The 22,078-nt window shown below is 67.9% G+C and carries 18 protein-coding genes; 15 read left to right on the top strand and 3 right to left on the bottom strand.

From position 1 onward, the window contains the following. Window positions 1–120 precede the first annotated feature (120 nt). The gene (locus tag EDC25_RS10030) at window positions 121–1,302 is read right to left on the bottom strand and encodes a DesA family fatty acid desaturase (protein WP_132577473.1); all 1,182 of its coding nucleotides are present in this window, start codon (window positions 1,300–1,302) and stop codon (window positions 121–123) included. A gap of 173 nt (window positions 1,303–1,475) precedes the next feature. Between EDC25_RS10030 and EDC25_RS10025 the strand changes: the two genes are divergently transcribed. The 15 genes from EDC25_RS10025 to EDC25_RS09955 all read left to right on the top strand — a co-directional run bounded on the left by EDC25_RS10025 (window position 1,476) and on the right by EDC25_RS09955 (window position 18,729). Then, window positions 1,476–2,036 carry a YkvA family protein gene (locus tag EDC25_RS10025; protein ID WP_123521192.1) on the top strand — a complete coding sequence of 187 codons (561 nt, stop codon included), beginning with the start codon at window positions 1,476–1,478 and terminating at the stop codon, window positions 2,034–2,036. A 311-nt stretch (window positions 2,037–2,347) separates the two neighbouring features. Beyond that, window positions 2,348–2,758, top strand: a complete 411-nt coding sequence (locus EDC25_RS10020) for an ATP synthase subunit I (protein WP_132577472.1) — start codon at window positions 2,348–2,350, stop codon at window positions 2,756–2,758. Window position 2,759: 1 nt separating this feature from the next. After that, window positions 2,760–3,557: a F0F1 ATP synthase subunit A gene (gene atpB, locus EDC25_RS10015; RefSeq protein WP_123521190.1), complete on the top strand. Its 798-nt coding sequence runs from the start codon at window positions 2,760–2,762 to the stop codon at window positions 3,555–3,557. 79 nt (window positions 3,558–3,636) lie between these two features. Further along, complete coding sequence (gene atpE / locus EDC25_RS10010; protein ID WP_123521189.1) at window positions 3,637–3,918, top strand: F0F1 ATP synthase subunit C; 282 nt, start codon at window positions 3,637–3,639, stop codon at window positions 3,916–3,918. 116 nt (window positions 3,919–4,034) lie between these two features. Next, window positions 4,035–4,505: a F0F1 ATP synthase subunit B gene (locus EDC25_RS10005; RefSeq protein WP_123521188.1), complete on the top strand. Its 471-nt coding sequence runs from the start codon at window positions 4,035–4,037 to the stop codon at window positions 4,503–4,505. Window positions 4,506–4,509: 4 nt separating this feature from the next. After that, window positions 4,510–5,046, top strand: a complete 537-nt coding sequence (locus tag EDC25_RS10000; protein ID WP_123521187.1) for a F0F1 ATP synthase subunit delta — start codon at window positions 4,510–4,512, stop codon at window positions 5,044–5,046. A 61-nt stretch (window positions 5,047–5,107) separates the two neighbouring features. Then, window positions 5,108–6,655 carry a F0F1 ATP synthase subunit alpha gene (gene atpA / locus EDC25_RS09995; RefSeq protein WP_132577471.1) on the top strand — a complete coding sequence of 516 codons (1,548 nt, stop codon included), beginning with the start codon at window positions 5,108–5,110 and terminating at the stop codon, window positions 6,653–6,655. 117 nt (window positions 6,656–6,772) lie between these two features. Continuing rightward, on the top strand, window positions 6,773–7,636 hold the full coding sequence (gene atpG / locus EDC25_RS09990; protein WP_123521186.1) for a F0F1 ATP synthase subunit gamma: 864 nt from the start codon (window positions 6,773–6,775) through the stop codon (window positions 7,634–7,636). A 174-nt stretch (window positions 7,637–7,810) separates the two neighbouring features. Then, window positions 7,811–9,238 carry a F0F1 ATP synthase subunit beta gene (gene atpD, locus EDC25_RS09985; protein ID WP_123521185.1) on the top strand — a complete coding sequence of 476 codons (1,428 nt, stop codon included), beginning with the start codon at window positions 7,811–7,813 and terminating at the stop codon, window positions 9,236–9,238. Window positions 9,239–9,295: 57 nt separating this feature from the next. Further along, entirely contained in the window at window positions 9,296–9,718 is a 423-nt protein-coding gene (locus tag EDC25_RS09980) for a F0F1 ATP synthase subunit epsilon (protein WP_123521184.1), read from the top strand. A 188-nt stretch (window positions 9,719–9,906) separates the two neighbouring features. Next, on the top strand, window positions 9,907–11,091 hold the full coding sequence (locus tag EDC25_RS09975) for a hypothetical protein (protein WP_123521183.1): 1,185 nt from the start codon (window positions 9,907–9,909) through the stop codon (window positions 11,089–11,091). Then, window positions 11,088–12,215 carry a trypsin-like peptidase domain-containing protein gene (locus EDC25_RS09970; RefSeq protein WP_123521182.1) on the top strand — a complete coding sequence of 376 codons (1,128 nt, stop codon included), beginning with the start codon at window positions 11,088–11,090 and terminating at the stop codon, window positions 12,213–12,215. Before EDC25_RS09975 ends, EDC25_RS09970 begins: the two co-directional genes overlap by 4 nt. 54 nt (window positions 12,216–12,269) lie before the next feature. Further along, window positions 12,270–13,640 carry a bifunctional UDP-N-acetylglucosamine diphosphorylase/glucosamine-1-phosphate N-acetyltransferase GlmU gene (gene glmU / locus EDC25_RS09965; protein WP_132577470.1) on the top strand — a complete coding sequence of 457 codons (1,371 nt, stop codon included), beginning with the start codon at window positions 12,270–12,272 and terminating at the stop codon, window positions 13,638–13,640. Between the two features lie 60 nt (window positions 13,641–13,700). Next, on the top strand, window positions 13,701–15,533 hold the full coding sequence (glmS, locus tag EDC25_RS09960) for a glutamine--fructose-6-phosphate transaminase (isomerizing) (protein WP_132577469.1): 1,833 nt from the start codon (window positions 13,701–13,703) through the stop codon (window positions 15,531–15,533). Window positions 15,534–16,287: 754 nt separating this feature from the next. Then, window positions 16,288–18,729, top strand: coding sequence for a serine/threonine-protein kinase (locus tag EDC25_RS09955; protein WP_132577468.1), 2,442 nt, complete (start codon window positions 16,288–16,290; stop codon window positions 18,727–18,729). A gap of 38 nt (window positions 18,730–18,767) precedes the next feature. Here the strand turns inward: EDC25_RS09955 and EDC25_RS09950 are convergent, their stop codons facing one another. Beyond that, a complete protein-coding gene (locus tag EDC25_RS09950; RefSeq protein ID WP_123521179.1) occupies window positions 18,768–19,448 on the bottom strand; it encodes an ECF-type sigma factor in 681 nt (226 codons plus the stop codon). Between the two features lie 647 nt (window positions 19,449–20,095). Continuing rightward, on the bottom strand, window positions 20,096–22,030 hold the full coding sequence (locus EDC25_RS09945; RefSeq protein ID WP_165910896.1) for a vWA domain-containing protein: 1,935 nt from the start codon (window positions 22,028–22,030) through the stop codon (window positions 20,096–20,098). Between the last annotated feature and the right edge of the window lie 48 nt (window positions 22,031–22,078).

Below are 22,078 nucleotides of genomic sequence, written 5' to 3'. Positions count from 1 at the left end.
ACCGGGTAGGGAGGATCGGGAAGGCCGGACCTGTGCGATGCATTGCGCGTGGGCCCCGAAACAGCTGCGGCGACGGAAACCGTCGCCGCAGCGGAAGTGTGTGGTGATGGCCGGCGGCGGTCAGCCCGCCAGGCGGTAACCCTTGAGGCGGTCCGCGAACTGCTGCAGCGCGCGGATGCCCGTGGCTTCCGCATCATGGCACCACTCCTGCAGCGCCTTCAGAAGGTGCTCGCCACCGACGCCGCGGCGCTCGTACAGCGACCGGAGGCGCTGGCGGAACTCCCACACCGTGTGCAGCGTCGGGCGACGCGAGAACCAGCGCTGGTCCGCGCCCTCAAGGCGGCTCTGGAAGGCGAGCGCCTTGCGTGCCTGGCGGCGCCAGCGGCGCATCGACGCGCCGGCGCGCTGGGCTTCTTCCTGCACCACCGGCACGACGACATTGCGGAAGTAGTCGGTCATGACCTGGAAGCGGTGCACCAGCACGGCGCGCAGCGTTTCGTGGTCGGCCTGGCCGCTGACCTCGTGGCGTTCAAGCACCGGTGCGACGCGACGGATCTTCGCCAGGCGCAGCACCGACAGCGCGCGCAGCACCATCCAGCCGATGTCGAACTCGCCACGGCGCAGTGCGAAACGCGCCGAGCTCGGGAACGCATGGTGGTTGTTGTGAAGTTCCTCGCCACCCAGCAGCACCGCCCACGGCGTCAGGTTGTGCGAGCGGTCGTCGGTATCGAAGTTGCGGTAGCCCCACCAGTGGCCGAGGCCGTTGACCAGGCCGGCGGCGAGGATGGGGATGACCAGCATCTGCAGCGCCCACACCGCGATGCCGGCGACGCCGAAAGCGGCGAAGTTGATCAGCAGCAGCAGGGCTGGGCCGAGGATCTTGAAGCGGCTGTACACCTTGCGCTCGATCCAGTCGTCCGGCGTGCCGTGGCCGAACTGGTCAAGGATGTTCCCGTCCTTCGCCGCTTCCGTGTAGAGCGCGACGCCGTGGACCACGACCTTGCCGATGCCGTGGAACTGCGGGCTGTGCGGATCCTCGGGCGTCTCGCAACGGGCGTGGTGCTTGCGGTGGATCGCCACCCACTCCTTGGTGTTCATGCCCGTGCTCATCCACAGCCACAGGCGGCAGGGATGGCTGACCAGGCCGTGCAGGTCGACGCCGCGATGGGCCTGGCAACGGTGCAGGTAGAGGGTGACCGAAAGGATGGTCAGCTGCGCCGCGATCGCGAAGTAGAGCAGCATCCAGGGGAGCGAGGCGCCGGTAAGGCCGCCATCGAGGAACGAGAGAAGCGTGTCGAGCATGTGTGTTCTGCAGAAGGACTGAGCGGCCACTATAGCTGGATATGGCGTGACCAGCGGATTGCAGGCTTGCGCCGGTGCACTGGGCTTCACGCTGGATCGTCCGGCGGCGCATTGACGCTGCCGCACCCTCACCGATACGCTTCCCGCCTTGCCCAGGCAACCGGAGCTGTGCCGTGGAAATCACCATCAACCTCAACAACGAAGACCTTGAGCACTTCCGCCGTGCCATGCAGCAGGCGGTTGCGCGCAATTCGGGGCTGTCCGCCCCGGAGGTCTGCGCCCACGCCACCGCGCTGCTGGAGCGCGTGCGTGCGACGCGCGTGCCCGACTTCGTCGCCGAGCGCATGCGCCGGCTGGTCGCACTCATCACCATGGTGCAGGACGAAGCCTGGCCGTTGAACGAGGAGGAGCGCAGCCGCGCGCTGGGCGCGTTGAGCTACTTCGCCGAGCCGCACGACGACATCCCCGACGCCCTGCCGGTGTTCGGCTTCCTCGACGACGCCATCATGATCGAGCTGGTGCTCCGCGAACTGCGCCACGAGCTGGAGGCCTACGGCGAGTTCTGCGTGTTCCGCGCCTCCGAGGCGTCCCGTGGCGGCGACACCGGCGGCATGCACCGCGACGCCTGGCTGACCCAGCGCCGCGACGAACTGATGGATCGCATGCGCCGCCGCCGTGCCAACGCCGGCACCTACGCCAGCACCAGCCCGTTCTCGCTGTTCACCACGCGCTGAAACCGGCTGAGAACCACCGTTTGACGGTCCGCGGCCGTTCAGGCTGCGGACCTTCGCCACTTCCCCGGCGCTGAAAACGGCTGCTATAATTCCGCTGCTTCACAGCAGCCTGTTCCGAATTGTCCATTCCACCCGAGCCACCGACCCGCATTGCGGGACCGGCCGGCCCAGGTGGTATCGGGCTGCCCGGAACCGGCGCGAATGTCGCGTCGCGTAGCGCCGCCACCCTGGCCATCCCGGGGCGGGCCGGCAGCCACCGACCGGCCACGCACAGGCGGAGCCGCGCATCGTGCGTCCGCTCACAGGTTTAGATGGTCATGCCGATGTCGCAATCCAACCGAGCCAGCGCCGGCGCCCCGAGGGGCATGCCCGCGAGCCGTGGATTGGGGCCCTGGCATATCGCCATCCTGGTGGCATCGCTGCCCTGGCTGATCAAGGGCGCCTTCTGGGCACTGGCCGCCGCCGTCGGCGGGCTGGTGGTCGTGACGGGCGCCTGGCTGTTCGGCCGCATCGCCCTCGGCGGTGGCGTGCAGTCCTCATCAGGCGCAGTCGGAAGGCTGCTGACCGGTTTGATGTTGAAGTGGGTGGTGGTGATCGGTGGACTGGCGGCCGGCGTGGCGCTGGGGCTGCCACCGATGCCGGTCCTGACCGGCGTCATCGCCGCCCTGGTAGCGCAGATGCTGGCCATGACTGGCCGGCCGCAGGCAAGCAAGGCTCACTGACATGGCAGCTCACGGCGAACTGACCCCGACCTCGTACATCCAGCACCACCTGCAGAACCTCACGGCGCAGGTCGGCGAGGGCAGCTTCATGACGCTGCACGTGGACACCCTGGTCACCTCGCTGGTGATGGGCCTGCTGGTCGTCATGCTGTTCTGGCTGGGCACGCGCAAGGCGACCGCCGGGGTGCCGGGCAAGTGGCAGGCCTTCGTCGAGATCATGCTCGAATTCGTCGACAAGCAGGCGCGTGACACCTACCACGGCGCCAGCAAGCTGGTGACGCCGATCGCGATCACGCTGTTCTTCTGGATCCTGCTGATGAACATGCTGAAGTTCATCCCTGCGGATTTCATCGCCGTGCCGCTGTCCTGGGTTGGCGTCGAATACTGGAAGCCGGTGCCGACCGCCGACGTCAATGCCACCCTCGGCCTGTCGATCAGCGTGTTCTTCCTCATGCTGTTCTTCGCCCTGCGTTCCAAGGGACTGGGCGGATTCACCAAGGAATTCCTGACCGCGCCGTTCGGCAAGTGGATGATGCCTTTCAACCTCATCCTCAACATCGTCGAATGGCTGAGCAAGCCGATTTCGCTGGCGATGCGACTGTTCGGCAACATGTTCGGCGGCGAGATCGTCTTCCTGCTGATCTGGGTGCTCGGCGGCGCCGGCCTGCTTGGCCTGCTCGGCGGCGCCACCTTCGGCCTGGGCTGGATGATCTTCCACCTGCTGGTGATCCCGCTGCAGGCGTTCATTTTCATGATGCTGTCGATCGTTTACCTGAGCCTGTCCGAGGACTCGCACTGAGTCCGGGCGGCACGACCCCGCGTTCCCTGTTCCACCTCCTTTCACCACCTTTACCAAGCAATCCGTTTCGGAGAAAACCATGGAAACTTTGACCGCCCTCGCTTCCGTCCAGGCCTCCACCGTTCTGGCCATTGGCATCATGATCGGCCTGGCCGCGCTGGGCGCCGGCCTGGGTCTGGCCATCATGGCCGGCAAGTTCCTCGAGTCCGCTGCCCGCCAGCCGGAGCTGATCCCGGTCCTGCAGGTCCGCATGTTCATCACCGCCGGCCTGATCGACGCCGCGTTCATCATCTCGGTCGCCGTCGGCCTGCTGTTCGCCTTCGCCAGCCCGTTCCTGGTGGGCGGCCTCGCCGTCGGCTGATCCGGCCGTGACGGACGCGCCGCGCAACCCGCTCGCCGGGCCGCGCGGCGCCAGGCAAACATGGAGCCGCGCGGCGATCGCGTCGTCCGGCTCCTGATCACAGGCAGAGCGCACCCATGAACCTCAATCTGACCCTTATCGCCCAGGCGTTGGCCTTTGCCGGCCTGATCTGGCTGATCGCCACCGTCGTCTGGCCGCCGCTGCTCAAGGCCATCGAGGAGCGCCAGCAGAAGATCGCCGAGGGCCTGGCCGCCGCCGACCGTGCGAAGGCCGACCTCGCCGCCGCCGACCAGCGTGTCGAGGAAGAGATCAAGGCCGCCCGCTCGAAGGCCGCCGAGATCCTCGACCGCGCCCACGCGCAGGCGAACCAGATCCTCGACAAGGCCAAGGCTGACGCCCTCGCCGAGGCCGTGCGCCAGAAGGCGGCGGCGGAAGCCGAGATCGGCAGCATGCTGCAGTCGGCGCGCGAGAACCTGCGCACCCAGCTGGGCGGCCTGGCCGTCCTGGGCGCCGAGAAGATCGTCCGTCGCGAGATCGACGCCGCGGCGCATCGCGCGCTGATCGAAGAGCTGGCCAGCGAGATCTGACGACATGAGCGCGAACGCCCAGACCCTGGCCCGTCCCTACGCCCGTGCCGCCTTCGAGCTGGCGCGGGCCGATGGCGTCCTGGCCGACTGGTCGCAGCGCCTGCTGTTCTCGGCGACCATCGCCGAGGACGAGCGGGTCGCCGCGTACCTGGCCCATCCGGGCCTGAGCCAGGCCGAGCAGGTGCAGCTGCTGCTGCCGGAAGGTGACACGCCGGACGGCGTCTATGGACGCTTCCTGGCCACGCTCGCCGAGAACCGCCGCCTGCCGCTGCTCTCACAGGTCGCGGCGCAGTACGAGCTGCTGCGTGCCGACGCCGAACGCGTGGTCAAGGCCAGCGTGCTCTCGGCGGTCGCCCTGGAGCCGTCGCAGATGGAAACCCTCAAGGCCGCCCTGCGCCGCCGCCTCGGCCGCGAGGTCGAACTGCGCAACGAGATCGACCCGTCGGTCATCGGTGGCGCCGTGATCGACGCCGGCGACGTCGTCATCGACGGCAGCGTGCGCGGGCGACTGGCCAAGCTGCACGGCGCGTTGACGCATTGATTCCACGAATTTCCGATTGAACGCGGCGCGCGGGAATGGCGCCGGACCAGAGGCTCAAGCCATGCAAAGCACACTCAACCCGTCCGAAATCTCCGAGCTGATCAAGAACCGCATCGCGCAGTTCAAGCTCGGTGCCGAGGCCCGCAACGAAGGCACCATCGTCTCGGTGTCCGACGGCATCGCCCGCATCCACGGCCTGGCCGACGTGATGCAGGGCGAAATGATCGAGTTCCCGAACGACACCTTTGGTCTGGCGCTGAACCTGGAGCGCGACTCCGTCGGCGCGGTGATCCTGGGTGACTACGAGCACCTGCGCGAAGGCGACAAGGTCAAGACCACCGGCCGCATCCTCGAAGTGCCGACCGGTCCGGAACTGCTCGGCCGCGTCGTCAACGCGCTGGGCGAGCCGATCGACGGCAAGGGCCCGATCAACGCCAAGGTCACGGCACCGGTGGAGAAGGTCGCGCCGGGCGTGATCTGGCGCAAGAGCGTGTCGCAGCCGGTGCAGACCGGTTACAAGTCGGTCGACTCGATGATCCCCGTCGGCCGCGGCCAGCGCGAGCTGATCATCGGCGACCGCCAGACCGGCAAGACCGCGATGGCCATCGACGCCATCATCAACCAGAAGGGCACCGGCGTTAAGTGCATCTACGTGGCGATCGGCCAGAAGGCCTCCTCGATCGCCAACGTCGTGCGCAAGCTGGAAGAGAACGGCGCGATGGGCCACACCATCATCGTCGCCGCCACCGCTTCCGAGTCGGCCGCGATGCAGTACATCAGCGCCTACTCCGGCTGCACCATGGGCGAGTACTTCCGCGACCGCGGCGAAGACGCGCTGATCGTCTATGACGACCTGTCCAAGCAGGCCGTCGCCTACCGCCAGATCTCCCTGCTGCTGCGCCGCCCGCCGGGCCGCGAGGCGTATCCGGGTGACGTGTTCTACCTGCACAGCCGCCTGCTCGAGCGCGCGGCCCGCGTCAACGAGGAATACGTCGAGAAGTTCACCAACGGCGAAATCAAGGGCAAGACCGGCTCGCTGACCGCGCTGCCGATCATCGAAACCCAGGCCGGCGACGTCTCCGCGTTCGTCCCGACCAACGTGATCTCGATCACCGACGGCCAGATCTTCCTGGAAACCGACCTGTTCAACGCCGGCATCCGCCCGGCCGTGAACGCCGGTATCTCGGTGTCGCGCGTCGGTGGCGCCGCGCAGACCACGATCATGAAGAAGCTGTCCGGCGGCATCCGTATCGCCCTGGCCCAGTACCGCGAGCTGGCTGCGTTCGCGCAGTTCGCCTCCGACCTCGACGAGACGACCCGCAAGCAGCTCGAGCGCGGCCAGCGCGTCACCGAGCTGATGAAGCAGAAGCAGTACGCGCCGATGTCGATCGCGCAGATGGCGCTGTCCATCTACGCCGTCAACGAGGGTTACCTGGACGACGTGGCGCTGAACAAGATCGCCAGCTTCGAATCCGGCCTGCACGCGCACCTGACGCACACGCAGGGCGAGCTGGAGAAGAAGATCGTCGACACCGGCGCCTGGGACAAGGACATCGAGGCCGTCTTCAAGAAGGTCATCGAGGACTTCAAGGCAACCGGTAGCTGGTAAGGATTGGCCCGGGATCCGGCTCGCCGGATCACCGGACTGCATGGACGACGCGGGCCGCGGCCGCAGGGATCGACATCCCGACGCCGCGCCCACGACAAGGGTCCCGAGAGAAGAGCAATGGCTGGCGGCAGAGAAATCAAAACCAAGATCAAGAGCGTGCAGAACACCCGCAAGGTGACGCGCGCGCTGGAAATGGTCTCGGCATCGAAGATCCGCAAGGCGCAGGACCGCATGCGCGCCTCGCGTCCGTACGCACGCCTGATCCGGCAGTTGATCAGCCACATCGGCCAGGCCAACACCGATTTCGTGCACCCGTTCCTGACCCAGCGCGAGGAAACGCGCCGCGTCGGCTACATCGTCGTTTCCAGTGACCGCGGCCTCGCCGGCGGCCTGAACTCGACGCTGTTCCGTCGCCTGCTCGCAGACATGAAGTCGTGGCAGGACCAGGGCGTCGAAGTGGACGTCGTCTGCATCGGCCAGAAGGCGACGGCGTTCTTCCGCCGCCTGAAGGTGAACCTGCTGGGTTCGGTCACGCACCTGGGCGAGCGCCCGCAGCTGGAGCAGCTGGTCGGCGTCATGTCGATCATGCTTGACGGCTACAGCGAAGCCCGCCTGGACCGCGTGTTCCTCTGCTACAACGACTTCATCAACACGATGGCGCAGAAGCCGCGCATCGACCAGCTGCTGCCGCTGCCGGTCGAGGAAGCGCTGGAAACGCGCCATGACTGGGACTACATCTACGAGCCGGACGCCGAGACCGTGCTCAACCAGGTGCTGACCCGTTACGTGGAGTCGCTGGTGTACCAGGCGGTGCTGGAGAACCTCGCGTCCGAGCATGCCGCGCGCATGGTGGCGATGAAGTCGGCCTCCGACAACGCCACCAAGCTCATCGACACGCTCAACCTCAGCTACAACAAGGCGCGGCAGGCGGCGATCACCCAGGAGATTTCGGAAATCGTCGGCGGCGCCGCCGCGGTGTAACAGCAACAGCGGGACTCGGACCCGCGACGCCGGACCAGGACGAGCCGCTGACAGCGCTTGGAAGGTCCCGCGAAGCGGACAACGAGGCCCGGAGCAAGGGAACACGGCAAGGCGAATCCTCGCTGCACCGGGTCCCCGAGTCCCGAACCAGAAAGTACCAACGGAGTTCCAACCATGTCCCAAGGCAAGGTCGTACAAATCATCGGCGCCGTCGTCGACGTCGAATTCCCGCGCGAGAACGTGCCGAAGGTGTACGACGCGCTCAAGATCCAGGGCACCCAGATCACCCTCGAAGTCCAGCAGCAGCTGGGCGACGGTATCGTGCGCGCCATCGCGCTGGGTTCCACTGACGGCCTGAAGCGTGGACTGGTCGCCGAGAACACCGGTCGCGCCGTGTCGGTGCCGGTCGGTGCAGGCACCCTCGGCCGGATCATGAACGTGCTCGGCGAGCCGATCGACGAAGTCGGCCCGATCCAGGCAAACGAGTTCTGGGAAATCCACCGCGCCGCCCCGACGTTCGACGAGCAGGCCGGCGGCAGCGACCTGCTGGAAACCGGCATCAAGGTCATCGACCTGATGTGCCCGTTCGCCAAGGGCGGCAAGGTCGGCCTGTTCGGCGGCGCCGGCGTCGGCAAGACCGTCAACATGCTCGAACTGATCAACAACATCGCGACCCAGCACTCGGGTCTGTCGGTGTTCGCAGGCGTCGGCGAGCGTACCCGCGAAGGCAACGACTTCTATCACGAGATGATCGAAGCCGGCGTCGTCAAGCCGGACAACTTCCCGGAATCGAAGGTCGCCATGGTCTACGGCCAGATGAACGAGCCGCCGGGCAACCGTCTGCGCGTCGCCCTGACCGGCCTGACCATGGCCGAGTACTTCCGCGACGAGAAGGACGCGTCGGGCAAGGGCCGCGACGTGCTGTTCTTCGTCGACAACATCTACCGCTACACGCTGGCCGGTACCGAAGTGTCGGCGCTGCTGGGCCGCATGCCGTCCGCCGTGGGCTACCAGCCGACGCTGGCCGAGGAAATGGGTGTCCTGCAGGAGCGCATCACCTCGACCAAGACCGGTTCGATCACCTCGATCCAGGCCGTGTACGTGCCCGCGGACGACCTGACCGACCCGTCGCCGGCCACCACCTTCGCGCACCTTGACGCCACCGTCGTGCTGTCGCGCCAGATCGCCTCGCTGGGTATCTACCCGGCCGTGGACCCGCTGGACTCGACCAGCCGCCAGCTCGACCCGAACGTGATCGGCAACGAACACTACGAGACGGCGCGCCGCGTGCAGGCCACGCTGCAGAAGTACAAGGAGCTCAAGGACATCATCGCCATCCTCGGCATGGATGAACTGAGCGAAGAGGACAAGCAGGCCGTGTCGCGCGCGCGCAAGATCGAGCGCTTCTTCAGCCAGCCGTTCCACGTCGCCGAAGTCTTCACCGGTTCGCCGGGCAAGTACGTGTCCCTGAAGGACACCATCCGCGGCTTCAAGGCGATCTGCGACGGCGAGTACGACCACCTGCCGGAACAGGCGTTCTACATGGTCGGCGGCATCGAGGAAGCGGTCGAGAAGGCCAAGAAGATGGGCGCCGCGGCCTAAGACCCCGCGACCGCGTGGAGCGGGGCCCGCTCCGCTCCACCGCACCGAGGAACCCGAATGAGCACCATCCGTTGTGACATCGTCAGCGCCGAGGACGAAATCTTCCACGGCAACGTCAGCCTGGTCGTCGCCACGGGCGAGATGGGCGAGCTGGGTATCGCGCCGCGCCACGCGCCGCTGATCACCCGCCTCAAGCCGGGCTACGTGCGCGTCGTCCTCGAGAACGGCGAAAGCCAGGAGTTCTACGTCTCCGGCGGCATCCTCGAGGTGCAGCCGCAGGTGATCTCCGTGCTCGCCGACACCGCGATCCGCACGAAGGATCTCGACGAAGCCGTCGCCCGCAAGGCCAAGGAAGAAGCCGAGCGCGCGCTGGCCAACCGCGGCCAGGCCATGGACGTCGCCGAAGCCCAGGCCAGGCTGGCCGAGGCGGTGGCGCAGCTGCAGGCGCTGGAGCGCCTGCGCAAGAACCTGAAACACTGAGCAACACCCCGGGCAACCACAGGCGCGCGACGATGCCGGCTTCATGCCGGCATCGTCGCCTTGGCCTCCGGATTCATCCTCTGCGCCGGCGCCGCGGACCGGCACGCCCCAGCGCCGGCACGTGCCGCTGCGAACAGGCCCCGTCCAGCGCCGGCCGAGCGCAGCCAAACCAGGATCGCTGACCCACCGTGGCCATCACTTCGCTCTACCTGCCGCCGACCCTGCGCCGCCCGATCCCGTTCGCGCCGCGCGACCACCTGCGGCGGGAAAAGGCCATCGAGCTCTACGAGGCCGGTGAACATCGCGCCGCCATCGACGAGGCCATCGGCTACCTGCTGCTGCCCGGCCAACCCGCGCCCGACCTGACGAACACGCCGCTGTGCCTGGTCCAGGGCACAGCGCGGGTGCGCCTGCACATCGAGGACGAGCGCCTCGTCGTGCGCGCCGTGCTCGGTGCGCTGTCGATGGAAGGCAGCGCCACCGCCGCGCTGCGGCACTTCCTGTCCAGGCTCTCCGGTACCGGCCAGCTGTTCCAGCCGCGCCTGCGCGGCGAAGTGGTGTCGCTGGAATTCGAGGAGCGCCTCACGCTCCTGCATCCGCACAAACTGATCGAGGTCGTGCAGCGCCTGGCCGAAGCGGCCTGCAATGCCGACAGCTGGCTGGCCGAGGATTTCGGCATGCAGGCGCTCGACCGCGAGGCCGTGCAGGCGCTGGACGAGGCCGACGTGCGGATGGCGCTGGAGATCTGGCGCACGCACTGGGCCGCCGTCGAGGCGATGGTCGACGAGGTGCGCCGCTACCGTTCCAGTGCGCTGCTCAACCGTGTCGCCGACTTCGCCTACAGCCAGGTCATCTACGCGCTGCCGCTCAATGGCGGACTGCCCGAGCGCCTCAACGACGCCAACACCATCTACAGCGATCGCGATGAACAGCCGGCACGGCGGCTGGCGATCCTCTCCAAGTCGGTCAAGGAAGCGCGGGCGCTGCCCGACGGCGACCTGGTCGCCAGCCTCGGCCATGTCGGCTACGCGATCAATCCGATCAGCGAAGGCAATGCCGGCCTGCTTGCCAAGGTCCTCAGCGGCAGCCAGCGCGAGCAGGCCATCGCCGACTACCACGCCGCCGGCCGCAGCTTCGAATCGGCGCTGTACCAGGCGGTCGATTTCCTCTACCTGCTGGCCTGGTTCGTCTGGCCGCCGAGCGTCGAGGAAGCGCTGCGCGAGGCGCTGGACCAGGCGTCCGGGCGGCCGCTGCGGGAAGCCGCCGACCTGATGCGCGCGCGTGCCGCCGCCATCGTGCGTGCCCACGGCCAGGGCGAGGACAGCGCCGATGCCATCGACGGCGGCTCCGCATTCGAAGGAGCGTGGCAATGACAGCGCAGGTCTTCGACGCCATCGACCAGCTTGGCGTGTTCCAGGTCTATACCGGTAACGGCACCGGCACCGGTTTCCTCATCGATGAACGCCACCTGCTGACCAACAGCCATGTGGTCGCGCCCTACCGCGAGGTCGCCGTCGAAATGCGCGACCGCTCGCGCGTACTCGGCACCGTGCGACGCGTGCACCCGCGTCGCGACCTGGCCATCGTCGAGCTCGAACGCCCGATGACCGAGCGTGTGCTCGAACTGGCCGACGAGGACGTGCAGCGCGCCAAGCAGCCGGTGCACATCCTCGGCTTCCCCGTCGGCCTGCCGCTGTCCCTGACCGAAGGCGTGGTCTCGCATCCACGCCAGCTGCTTGACGACCAGGTGTTCATCCAGACCGACGCCGCCATCAATCCGGGCAACTCCGGCGGCCCGATGCTCGACGACGCCCAGCGCGTGGTCGCCGTCACCTGCAGCAAGCTCGATGCCGCCGAATCCGTCGGCTTCGGCATTCCGGTCGCCGACGTGCGCGCCTTCATTGCCGGCTTCCGCACGCAGACCGAAGCCTTCGGCCTGCACTGCCCGGCCTGCGAGGAGCTGATCGCGCAGCCGACGCGGCATTGCCCGAACTGCGGCACGCGCCTGGACGAGCACGACGACTGCGGCGACTTCTTCCGCAGCCCCGACCTGCAGCCGGTATCGGAATTCGTCGAAGCCGCGCTGCGCGCCGCCGACATCAATCCGGTGCTCGCGCGCCACGGCGAACTGAGCTGGTCCTTCTACCGGGGCAGTGCGCTGGTGCGCATCTTCTGCTGCTGCGCCGACCACGTGAACTTCTCCTGCCGCCTTGCGCAGCCGGGTCGCAGTGGCCTGCGCGAACTGTTCGCGCACCTGCTGTCGCACGAGCACGCGCCGTTCTTCTTCGACCTCAACGGCAGCATCATCCGCTTCAACCATGTCGTGCACATGGCCGATGTCTTCACGCCGTCCGAGCATCCGGCGCTGATCGCCCGCGTCGGCGAATTCATCGCCCGCGCCGACGCCGCCGACGACATCCTCATCGAGCGCTTCGGCTGCCAGCCGGCGCCGGACACGATGATCGACCGCCTCGACAGCCCGGACCATGGCGCCTGAACGGCGCTGCTGCACTACGATTGACCGCACATCGACCCAAACGGAACGCGTCGCATGAGTGATGCCCTGCATGTCGTGATCCTCGCCGCCGGCGCCGGCAAGCGCATGGTCTCGGACCTGCCCAAGGTGCTGCATCGCATCGCCGGGCGGCCCATGCTCGACCACATCCTGCAGGCGGCGCGGACGCAGCGGCCGGCGGCGATCCACGTCGTCTACGGCCACGCTGGCGATGCGGTCCGTGCGGCCTTTGCCGGCGACGCAACGCTGGACTGGGTGCACCAGGCCGAGCAGCTCGGCACCGGCCATGCGGCCTCGCTGGCGTTGCGGCACATTCCCGACGATGCCCGCGTCCTGGTGCTTCTCGGCGACGGTCCGCTGATCACGCCGGCGACGCTGTCGGCGCTGGTTGCCGCCGGGCGCGGATCACTGGCCGTGCTCGCCGATGTCGTGCCCGACCCTCGCGGCTATGGCCGGGTGATCCTCGACGCGCAAGGGCGCGTCGCCGCGATCGTCGAGGAGCGCGACGTCGACGATGTCCAGCGCGCCATCGACCTGGTCAACACCGGCGTCATCTGCGCCGCTGCCGTCGACCTACGCGACTGGCTTGCGCGCATCGGCAACAGCAACGCCCAGGGCGAGTACTACCTCACCGACATCTTCGCGCTGGCCGCCGTCGAAGGCCGTCCGGCCGAGTGCGTGCGCTGCCTGGAACCCCTGGAAGCCGAAGGCGCCAACGATCCCTGGCAGCTGGCGCAACTGGAACGCCGCTACCAGCTTCGCCAGGCGCGCGCGCTGTGCCTGGCTGGTGCACGGCTGGCCGATCCTGCGCGCATCGACGTCCGCGGCAACGTCCGCGTCGGCCGCGACGTCGAGATCGACGTCAACGTGATACTCGAAGGCGAAGTCGAACTCGGCGACGGCGTCCGCATCGGACCGTTCTGCCGCCTGCGCGACGTCCGCCTCGCCGCCGGGACCGAAGTGCGCGCGCACTGCGACCTGGAAGGCGTGGTCGCCGAAGGCGCCGTCCACATCGGGCCCTTCGCGCGCCTGAGGCCCGGCACCGAACTGGCCGCCGGCGTGCACATCGGCAACTTCGTCGAAACCAAGGCGACGCGCATGGACGCCGGCGCCAAGGCCAACCATCTCACCTACCTGGGCGACGCCAAGGTCGGGGCCGCCGTCAACGTCGGCGCCGGCACCATCACCTGCAACTATGACGGCGCCAACAAGCATCGCACCGTCATCGGCGCCGGCGCCTTCATCGGTTCCAACAGCGCCCTGGTGGCGCCGGTCATCATTGGCGAGGACGCCACCATCGGCGCCGGGTCGGTCATCACCCGCAACGCGCCGGCCGGCGCGCTGTCCGTGGCGCGCGCCCGGCAGACGACCGTGCCGGGATATGAACGACCGAAAAAGCCACGCTGATCGCCGGCCGCGGCGCCTGCCTATAATCGCGGACTGTCCCGCCCGTGAACCGGAGTCGCCATGTGTGGAATCGTCGCAGCCTGTGCCCGGCGCAATGTCGTCCCGGTCCTCGTCGAGGGACTGAAGGCGCTGGAATACCGCGGCTACGATTCCGCCGGCGTGCTGGTTGAAACCGGCGACAGCTTCAGGCGCGCCCGCACCCAGGGCAAGGTCCGCGAACTGGAAAACTTGCTCGCCGCCGATCCCCTGGACGGCAGCACCGGCATCGCGCATACGCGCTGGGCCACGCACGGCGCACCGAACACCCGCAACGCGCATCCGCATGTCTCCGGCGACCTCGTTGGCGTCGTCCACAACGGCATCATCGAGAACCACGCCGAGCTGCGCGACGAACTGGTCGCGCGCGGCTACCACTTCGACACCGAGACCGACTCCGAAGTCGTCGCACACCTCGTCCACGCACATCTGCAGGATGGCGACGACCTGCGCACCGCAACGCAGCGCGCGGTCGCGCGCCTGCATGGCGCGTATGCCATCGCCGTGGTCAGCGCCGGCGAACCGGGCCGGGCCATCGGCGCGCGCCAGGGCAGCCCGCTGGTCGTCGGCGTCGGTGAAGGCGAGAACTTCCTCGCTTCCGACGTGCAGGCGCTGATCCGCACCACGCGTCACTACATCTTCCTCGAGGAAGGCGACCTGGTCGATATCGACCGTGACAGCGTCACCGTCATCGACCGCGACGGCAACGAAGTGCAGCGACCGGTGAAGGCCAGCGAGCTGAGCGCCGATGCCGTCGAGAAGGGCGAATACCGCCACTACATGCTCAAGGAGATCCACGAGCAGCCGCGCGCGATCGCCGACACGCTGGAAGCGCGCATCGCCGCCGACCACATCCTGCCGAACATCTTCGGCGTCGATACCGAAACGCTGCTGCGCCAGGTGCGCTTCGTACAGATCGTCGCCTGCGGCACCAGCTACCACGCCGGACTCGTCGCGCGCTACTGGCTGGAGGAGCTCGCCGGCATTCCCTGCGCCGTCGAAGTCGCCAGCGAATACCGCTACCGCCAGACCGTCGTGCCACCGGGCACGCTGTTCGTGGCGATCTCGCAGTCCGGTGAGACCGCCGACACGCTGGCGGCGATGCGCGCCTCGCGCAGCCGCGGCCACCTCGGCGTGTTCGCGGTCTGCAATGCGCCGGAATCGTCGCTGGTGCGCGAAGCCGACCTGGTGCTGATGACGCGTGCCGGTCCGGAAATCGGCGTCGCCTCCACCAAGGCCTTCACCACGCAGCTGGCCGCGCTGGCACTGCTGTCACTGGAACTGGGCCGCATCAACGGACTCGACGACGCGACCTATCGCCGCCATGTATCCGAGCTGGCGACGCTGCCGCGCGTGATCGGCGAAACGCTGGCCATGGAGCCCGCCATCGCCGCGCTGGCCGAACGCTTCGTGCACAAGCAGCACGCACTGTTCCTCGGCCGCGGCACGCACCATCCGGTCGCGCTGGAAGGCGCGCTCAAGCTCAAGGAAATCTCCTACATCCACGCCGAAGCCTATCCGGCCGGCGAGCTCAAGCACGGTCCGCTGGCGCTGGTCGACGACCACATGCCGGTGATCGCCGTTGCGCCCAACAACCAGCTGCTGGAAAAACTGAAGAGCAACCTGGAAGAGGTCCGCGCCCGCGGCGGTGAACTGTTCGTCTTCGCCGATGCCGACACCGGCCTGTCCCTGGACGACACCCGCGGCCAGATCATCAACATCGGCGCCGGCGGCGACTTCATCGCGCCCGCCGTGTTCACCGTGCCGTTGCAGCTGCTCGCCTACCACGTCGCCGTGCTGCGCGGCACCGACGTCGACCAGCCGCGCAACCTCGCCAAGTCGGTGACGGTCGAGTAACCACGGACACCGCGGTGCGCGGCTGTGCAGCCGGCAGCCCGCGGCGCAGGCCGGTGATCCCGAACTTCGCAGTTCCATGCCGGACTGAACAGGCCACCGCTTCGATGGCGCCGGTTGCGAACGCGGGCCGGGTGGTTGGCGTTGGCGCCCCACCAGCAGCGCGACACGCCGTGGTCGCGGGGCCGTCGTCAGTCGTCGACGGCGAGCGGCGAAAGGCGGCCGTGCCAGGCGCTGCCGGTCCGGGCGAGCAGCTCGTCCCGAAGCGTGGACATCTCCCTTCGCATTGACACCCGATCCTCCGCCGGCAAGTGGCCGACGCTCTGGCTGGGTCGGGATCGGCGCCGGCGGCCGCCAGTGTCTGGCCTCTTTTTCCGGCCACCAGTGCGCCGATATACAGGAGTTCGGCGTCCTGGCCGGATGCCACCAGCCAGGTTCGCAGCGCCGACTCCGCGGCACCGGTCAGCGCCGGGTCGGGCTCACCAGCCCAGCGCAGGGTTGCGCTGGGCCGCATATTGAGCAGTGCACGTCGGGCCCGCCAGGAGTGAGGAGGATGCCATCGCGGTATCGACCGCCACGACGAACCCGCGTCAACGAAAACGTTCTGCAATGGGCCCGCGTCCACTGCAAGGCCGACTAGACCCAGGTCGGCATCGATGGTCCGGGCCCTGCCGGCGCGTATCGGCAGTGATCGCGCGTGCCAGTGGGGCGCCCCCTGAATGCGGAACACGGGCGGGCAGCGCGATATGCTCCCGGTATGAGCGATCCCCAAGCGTTTGAACGCGTCGATGCGCTGGTTGACGCCGCACTCGAGCTGCCGCCCGAAGCCCGCGCGTCCTGGCTGCGCGATGCCTGCGGAGAGGATGGGGTCCTGCTCGAACAGGCGTCCCGCCTTCTTTCCGCCATCGACGCGTCCGAAGGGTTTCTCCTGACCGGTCCACTTCCGGCGTCTGCGTCGCTACCGCCGCAGCTGGGTGCGTGGCGACCGGAGCGTCTGATCGGCCGTGGCGGGATGGGCGAGGTGTGGCTGGCGAGGCGTTGCGATGGTCGCTTCGAGCAGACGGTGGCGATCAAGTCCCTACCAGCGTATTTCAGTCCCGCGGATGTCGAGCGGTTCCTGGCCGAACAGCGGACACTGGCGCGTCTGGAGCACGAAGGCATTGCCCGGCTGATCGATGCCGGCATCGGGCCGGAACAGCGGCCCTACATGGTGATGGAGTACGTAGAGGGCACCGACATCGTCGGCCATTGCCGGGAACGCGTGCTACCGCTGGCGCAGCGACTGGCACTGTTCCGGCAGGTCTGCGCGGCGGTGGCCTTTGCGCATCGCCATGGTGTGGTTCACCGCGACCTGAAGCCGCAGAACATCCTGGTCAACCGCGATGGTCGCGTGCGATTGCTGGACTTCGGGATCGCGCGGTTGCTCGACGACAATGCGCAGGATCTGACGCAACAGACGCGCGCCCGCTTCACGCCGCACTACGCCGCGCCGGAACAGCTGGCCGGCGGTACGGAATCGACCCTGACCGATGTGCACGCGCTGGGACTGGTGCTGTACGAGATGCTGGCCGGACGCGGACCATGGCAGGCGTTGCTCGGTGGAAGCCAGCTTGTTCTCGTCCAGCGCATGCTCGCCGGGCCGCCGGTCGCGCCCAGCGCCGCAACGGTGGATCCCGTGGTCTCCACTCGCCAGCTGCGTGGCGATCTGGATGCCATCATCGGCAAGGCGCTGCGACCGGAGCCGGACGCCCGCTACGCATCGGTACTGGCGCTGGACGAAGACATCGCCCGGCATCTGCAGCATCAGGCCGTCGCCGCGAGATCAGGGGCGCTCAGCTATCGCCTGCGACGTGCGTTGCGCCGGCATTGGCTGCCAGTGGTCGCCACCACTGCGGTGATACTCGGCCTGGCCGTCGCACTGGTGATGGTCGCATTCGCGCACCGGCAGGCGGAGTTCGAACGCGATATCGCCCGCGTCGAGGCCGCTCGTGGCAAGGCGGTACGTGACTACATCGGGCACATGTTCCGCAACGCCAGCCAGCAGCAGGCAGGCAGTGCGCCGCTCACCGCCAAGCAGGTCCTCGACCAGGCAGCGGCACGCATCGGCGACGAGTTCGCCAGCGATCCGTCCACCGCAGCGCAGGTGATGCTGGAGCTGGGCGAGCTGCATCTGTACATCGACGACTATGTCGGTGCCGAGCCGCTGTTGCGCGGCTGGCTGGGACTCGAACGGTCTGTCGATGACCCGGTGGCGGCGGCCAGTGTCCGCTTCGCGCTGGCCGAAACGGTGTTCCGCATGGGTCGGACCGAGGAGGCGCAGTCACTGCTGGAACAAGCTCAGGCATTCTGGCGGACAGACCCGCGGCGCTACGTCGACGAACTGCTGACCAGTCGCATGCTGGAATCACAACTGCTACGGCGAAGCGGGGACATCCAGCGCGCGATCGAGGTGCTGGAGCAGGCTGTCGTCGAATCGCTGCGTCGCCACGGACCCGAGAATTTCCGTGCCGCGGCCATGCACACGAATCTCGGCGCCGCCTATCTGGATGCCGGTGACCTGGAGGCCGGCATCGACCGCTCGCGCAAGGCGCTGGGCCTGTTCGAGCGGCTCGGAATGGGCAGCGGCAACGACGCGTTGAATACGCTCAACAACCTCGCGGCCGGCTACTACCGCGCAGGCGACCTGGACTCGGCGGAACAGTGGTTCGCGCGCGCGGTGGCCTTGCGACGCGAGGCCTTCGGGCCGTCCGCGGCGACCGCCGCCCTGTTGAACAACTATGCCCGGGTCCTGCTGCAGACAGGACGGCTGGCGGCGGCTTCGGACCTTGCCAGTGAAGCCGCCGGGATGGCCGCCACCTATGCCGGCGAAAGCAGCATGCTGGCGCTGTCGACACGGTTGTTGGCCGCAGAGATCGATCTGGCCGGCGACCCGGCATCGGACCTGGCGTCGCGGCTGCTGCAATTGCAGAAGGACGTCGACACCCATTTCGGCGAGGAACATATCCTGTCGGCGCGCGTCACGCTGACGCGCAGCCAGCATGCGGCCACGACCGGAGACATCGCGGCCGCGACACAACAGCTTCAGCAGGCACGGCAGCGGCTGGAAGCCCTGGGTGCACCCGCTGCCAGCTTCCTCAACCAGGCGGATACGATCCAGGCGCTGTTGGAACGCCGCACAGGCACAGACGTGAGGCGCTGAGAACGGCCCTGTCAGGCCGAGGGCCCGCCGCACGCCAGTCAGGAATGCTCATCCACTGCCGCCGGTGCAGCCAACCGCTGATACAGCCAGGCACGTGCTTTCAGCCAGTCTCGGCGGACCGTCCGTTCATTGACACCCAGTGCCTGCGCGGTCTCCGCTTCGCTCAATCCCGCGAAGTACCGGCATTCCACGACCTGTGCCTGCCGGGGACTGAGGCGGTCCAGTTCCTTCAGCACCTCATCCAGCGCGAGCAGGTCCGGGTCCTGGCCGTCGATCGCCGGCTCCGCACTTTCGGGAAGGGCCTCGATCGGGAGCGCGGTGCCGCCGGGCGCGCGCTTCATCGACAGCCGGGCCCGCGCGTCATTGACCAGCACCTGGCGAATCGCCATGGCCGCCATGCGCAGGAAATGCGTGCTGTCGTTCCAGCCGCGCGCGCTGCGTAGCTTGAGCCAGGTTTCGCTGACCACCGCGGTGGTGCACAAGGTGTGGCCGGCGCCGAGCCGGTAACGCTCGCGTCGGGCCAGGCCACGCAGGTCCTGGTAGAAGGCTTCGACCAGTTGTGCGAACAGCAGAGGGTCGACGGCGGCGCCGGTGACGGTGTCGAACGCCCGGGCCGGCACGATCTTGTCTTCGGATGGATGGGTCGACATGGTCCCAGTGTGCCACGCCCGCGTCGCGTACACCTTGGCACCAGTCGCGGATGCGCGGTCGTCGTGCATCCGTGATACCTGAAAGGATCCCTTGGCACGGGCATTCCTGTCACATCCGCCATCGCCAGAATGACGGGCGGCGGAAGGTAAGTCGGTGAGGCCCCGCAGGCGACGTGCCGGTAAATCTTTCCGGCGCAGTGAGGGGCTCCGATGCTTCACAACACCGCGCAACCATACCGACCACGGAAGTGGCCGTCATCCCCGCGAAGCCCGCTCGTCATCCGCGCGAAGCCGCCTCGACATCTATGAGAAGCCGCATCGTCATCCGCGCGAAGCCGCCTCGCCATCCCCCAAGGCGGCGGGTCATCCGCGCGACCCCGGCTCGTCATCCCCGCGAAGCTGCTTTGTCATTGCAACGAAGTCGGCTCGTCACCCCTGCCACGCCAGATCGTCACTCCGCGAACGCGGCTCGCCATCCCCCAAGGCGGCTCGTCATCCGCGCAACCCCGGCTCGTCATCCCCGCGAAGGCGGCGGTTCATCCGCGCGACTCCGGCTCGTCATCCCCGCGAAGGCGGGGATCCAGTGCTGCGCATCAGGATCGCTGGATTCCCGCCTCCGCGGGACGAATCGCGTGGCCGTTGGATCAGTGGCGGCCAGCGCCAAGGCGCGGCTCGGCCGCCGCGTATCGCGCAACTGATTTTTCCTGCGAGGATGTCTATGGCTCGCCAGATCCCAACGAGTCCAGCAGCACGGCAAGCGCCTGGTCCAGCGTCGCGTCGGACGCTTCGCCATGGCAGATCCGATGCGCTCCACGGTCGAGGCAATCGCCGCGCACGGCAGGCCAGTGGCGCGGATTGAGTTCGATCACCTGGATGCCCTCCGCGCCGGAGCGGAACAGCGTCGCGGAGGCAATGGACGCAGTCGTGCCCGCCGCCGTCTCGTGGAAGAACGGCTGCGTCAGCGACCAGCCGTCCGGCACCACGAGGCGCAATCCCGTTTGCGCGTCCGTGTGCGGACAGCCACGCGGCTGATCGCTGCAGGCCACCACCGCGACCTGCACTAACCCATCCGCATCTGTCTCCGCGTCCTGCTCTCCAGCGAGCGGTATCACGAATTCGTTAGTCTCGCCTGGCAGTATCTCGACGATGCGGCTGAACACGACTTCGCCCGGCGCCAGCGCCCTGACCTCGTAGCGCCCAGGCTCGAACTCGCCTTCGCCCACGACCGTCGCCTCACTGGGCGCCCAGGCTTCAGGCGACACCGCCGCATCCAGCGGAAGCGCCGACCACCACAGCGGCGACTCCGGAAAGCCGTCCGGAATACGGAAGCGGGCACGCACGGGCGGCAAGTCGTCCTGGCCCGGTGTCGCCTGGACCGCCGCCGCGGCCTGTCTTGCCAGCTCGGCGGTGCCGGAGCGGTCGCTGTCCTGGAACGCCACACCAACGCCGAACCGTCGTGCGAACAGGACCTTGTCAAGCCTGGCAGACAGGTAGCGAAGCTCATAGATGCCCGGCTGCGCCGGTGCGGCCAGGCGCATCTCACCGCCACGATGCAAGGCATTTCCCCAGTCGTATTCAAGCTGTCCAATCGGGTCGTCCGGCCGCGCAATGACCACACGTTCACCCAGCTGGTCCGGTCCGCGCCAACGGATCACGAAACGTTCGGCCGGTGCGACCGTGCCGACAGCGTCGAATCCATTGCGGGCCGGCACGACTGTTATGGCCTGACGGGCAATGATCGTTCCATCATGCGCAACCATGATCAGGTCGTAGTCGCCCGGTTCACCGGGCGCGGCGCGCGACACCGGATTGTTCCCAGATTGGCCTGCGCCGCCGACGACGCGGAAGGACGCGCTGACGTCCGGCTTCCCCGCGTCGCGCGCGGTAAAACCGGCGAAGTAGTCCGGCGGAACGCGGCCACGGTAGCCGATTCGATACGTATGTCCGGCCTCGCCGTGGGGGCCGATATCGAAGTAGGCCGGAGCGGTCGGCGCCTCCGTGTCGATTTCAACGGCCGGCTCAAGGTCGGCAATCACATCGAGCGCCTGCGCAAGTTCGTCGCCACTGCGCGGCGTCAGCAGCAAGCCGCCGGTTGTCGTGCTGACGCAGGCCAGCGCCGCCGCCTGCGCGTCACTCAGTCCGAAGCCGACGACGTGTGCGCGCAGGCGAATGCCCTGACGTGTGAGACGGGCGGCGAGCGCGCAGGGATCGGCGTCGCAGGTTTCAAGGCCGTCCGTGACCAGCACGATGTCAGCGGATTCGGCAGAAGCCGGTATGAGATCCGCGGCGCGCTGCAAGGCCTCCGTCAACGGTGTCATGCCCACGGGCCTGATCCGGTTCAATTGTCCGGCCACGTCGGCGGCCTCGTGGACACCCACAGGCACCAGCTCTTCGATATCCCGGCAGTCGCCTCGCCGGTTGTGCCCGTAGGCGACAACGCCCAGCGGCACCGCAGCGTCACGCCGGGCGAGAAATTCACCCAGCACACGGCGCGCGACTTCGACCTTCGTCGTTCCGTCCGCCAGCTGGCCCCACATCGAGCCGGAGGCATCGTAGACCAGGACGGTGACGCGTCCACCGCCCGGATCCGCATGGGCACGCGTTGACCACGGCGCGACGAGAGCCGCACACAGCGCGATCACCGGGGCCACCGCTCCACGCCTGCGCTGCAAGCCCGCGAGTCCATGAAAACCCGGGCG

The sequence above is a fragment of the Pseudofulvimonas gallinarii genome, from assembly GCF_004343305.1.
In the GTDB taxonomy this organism is placed as follows: Bacteria; Pseudomonadota; Gammaproteobacteria; order Xanthomonadales; family UBA2363; genus Pseudofulvimonas; species Pseudofulvimonas gallinarii.
The sequence above is the reverse complement of the archived record's forward strand: the minus strand, read 5'-3'. Positions and strand labels throughout refer to the sequence as shown.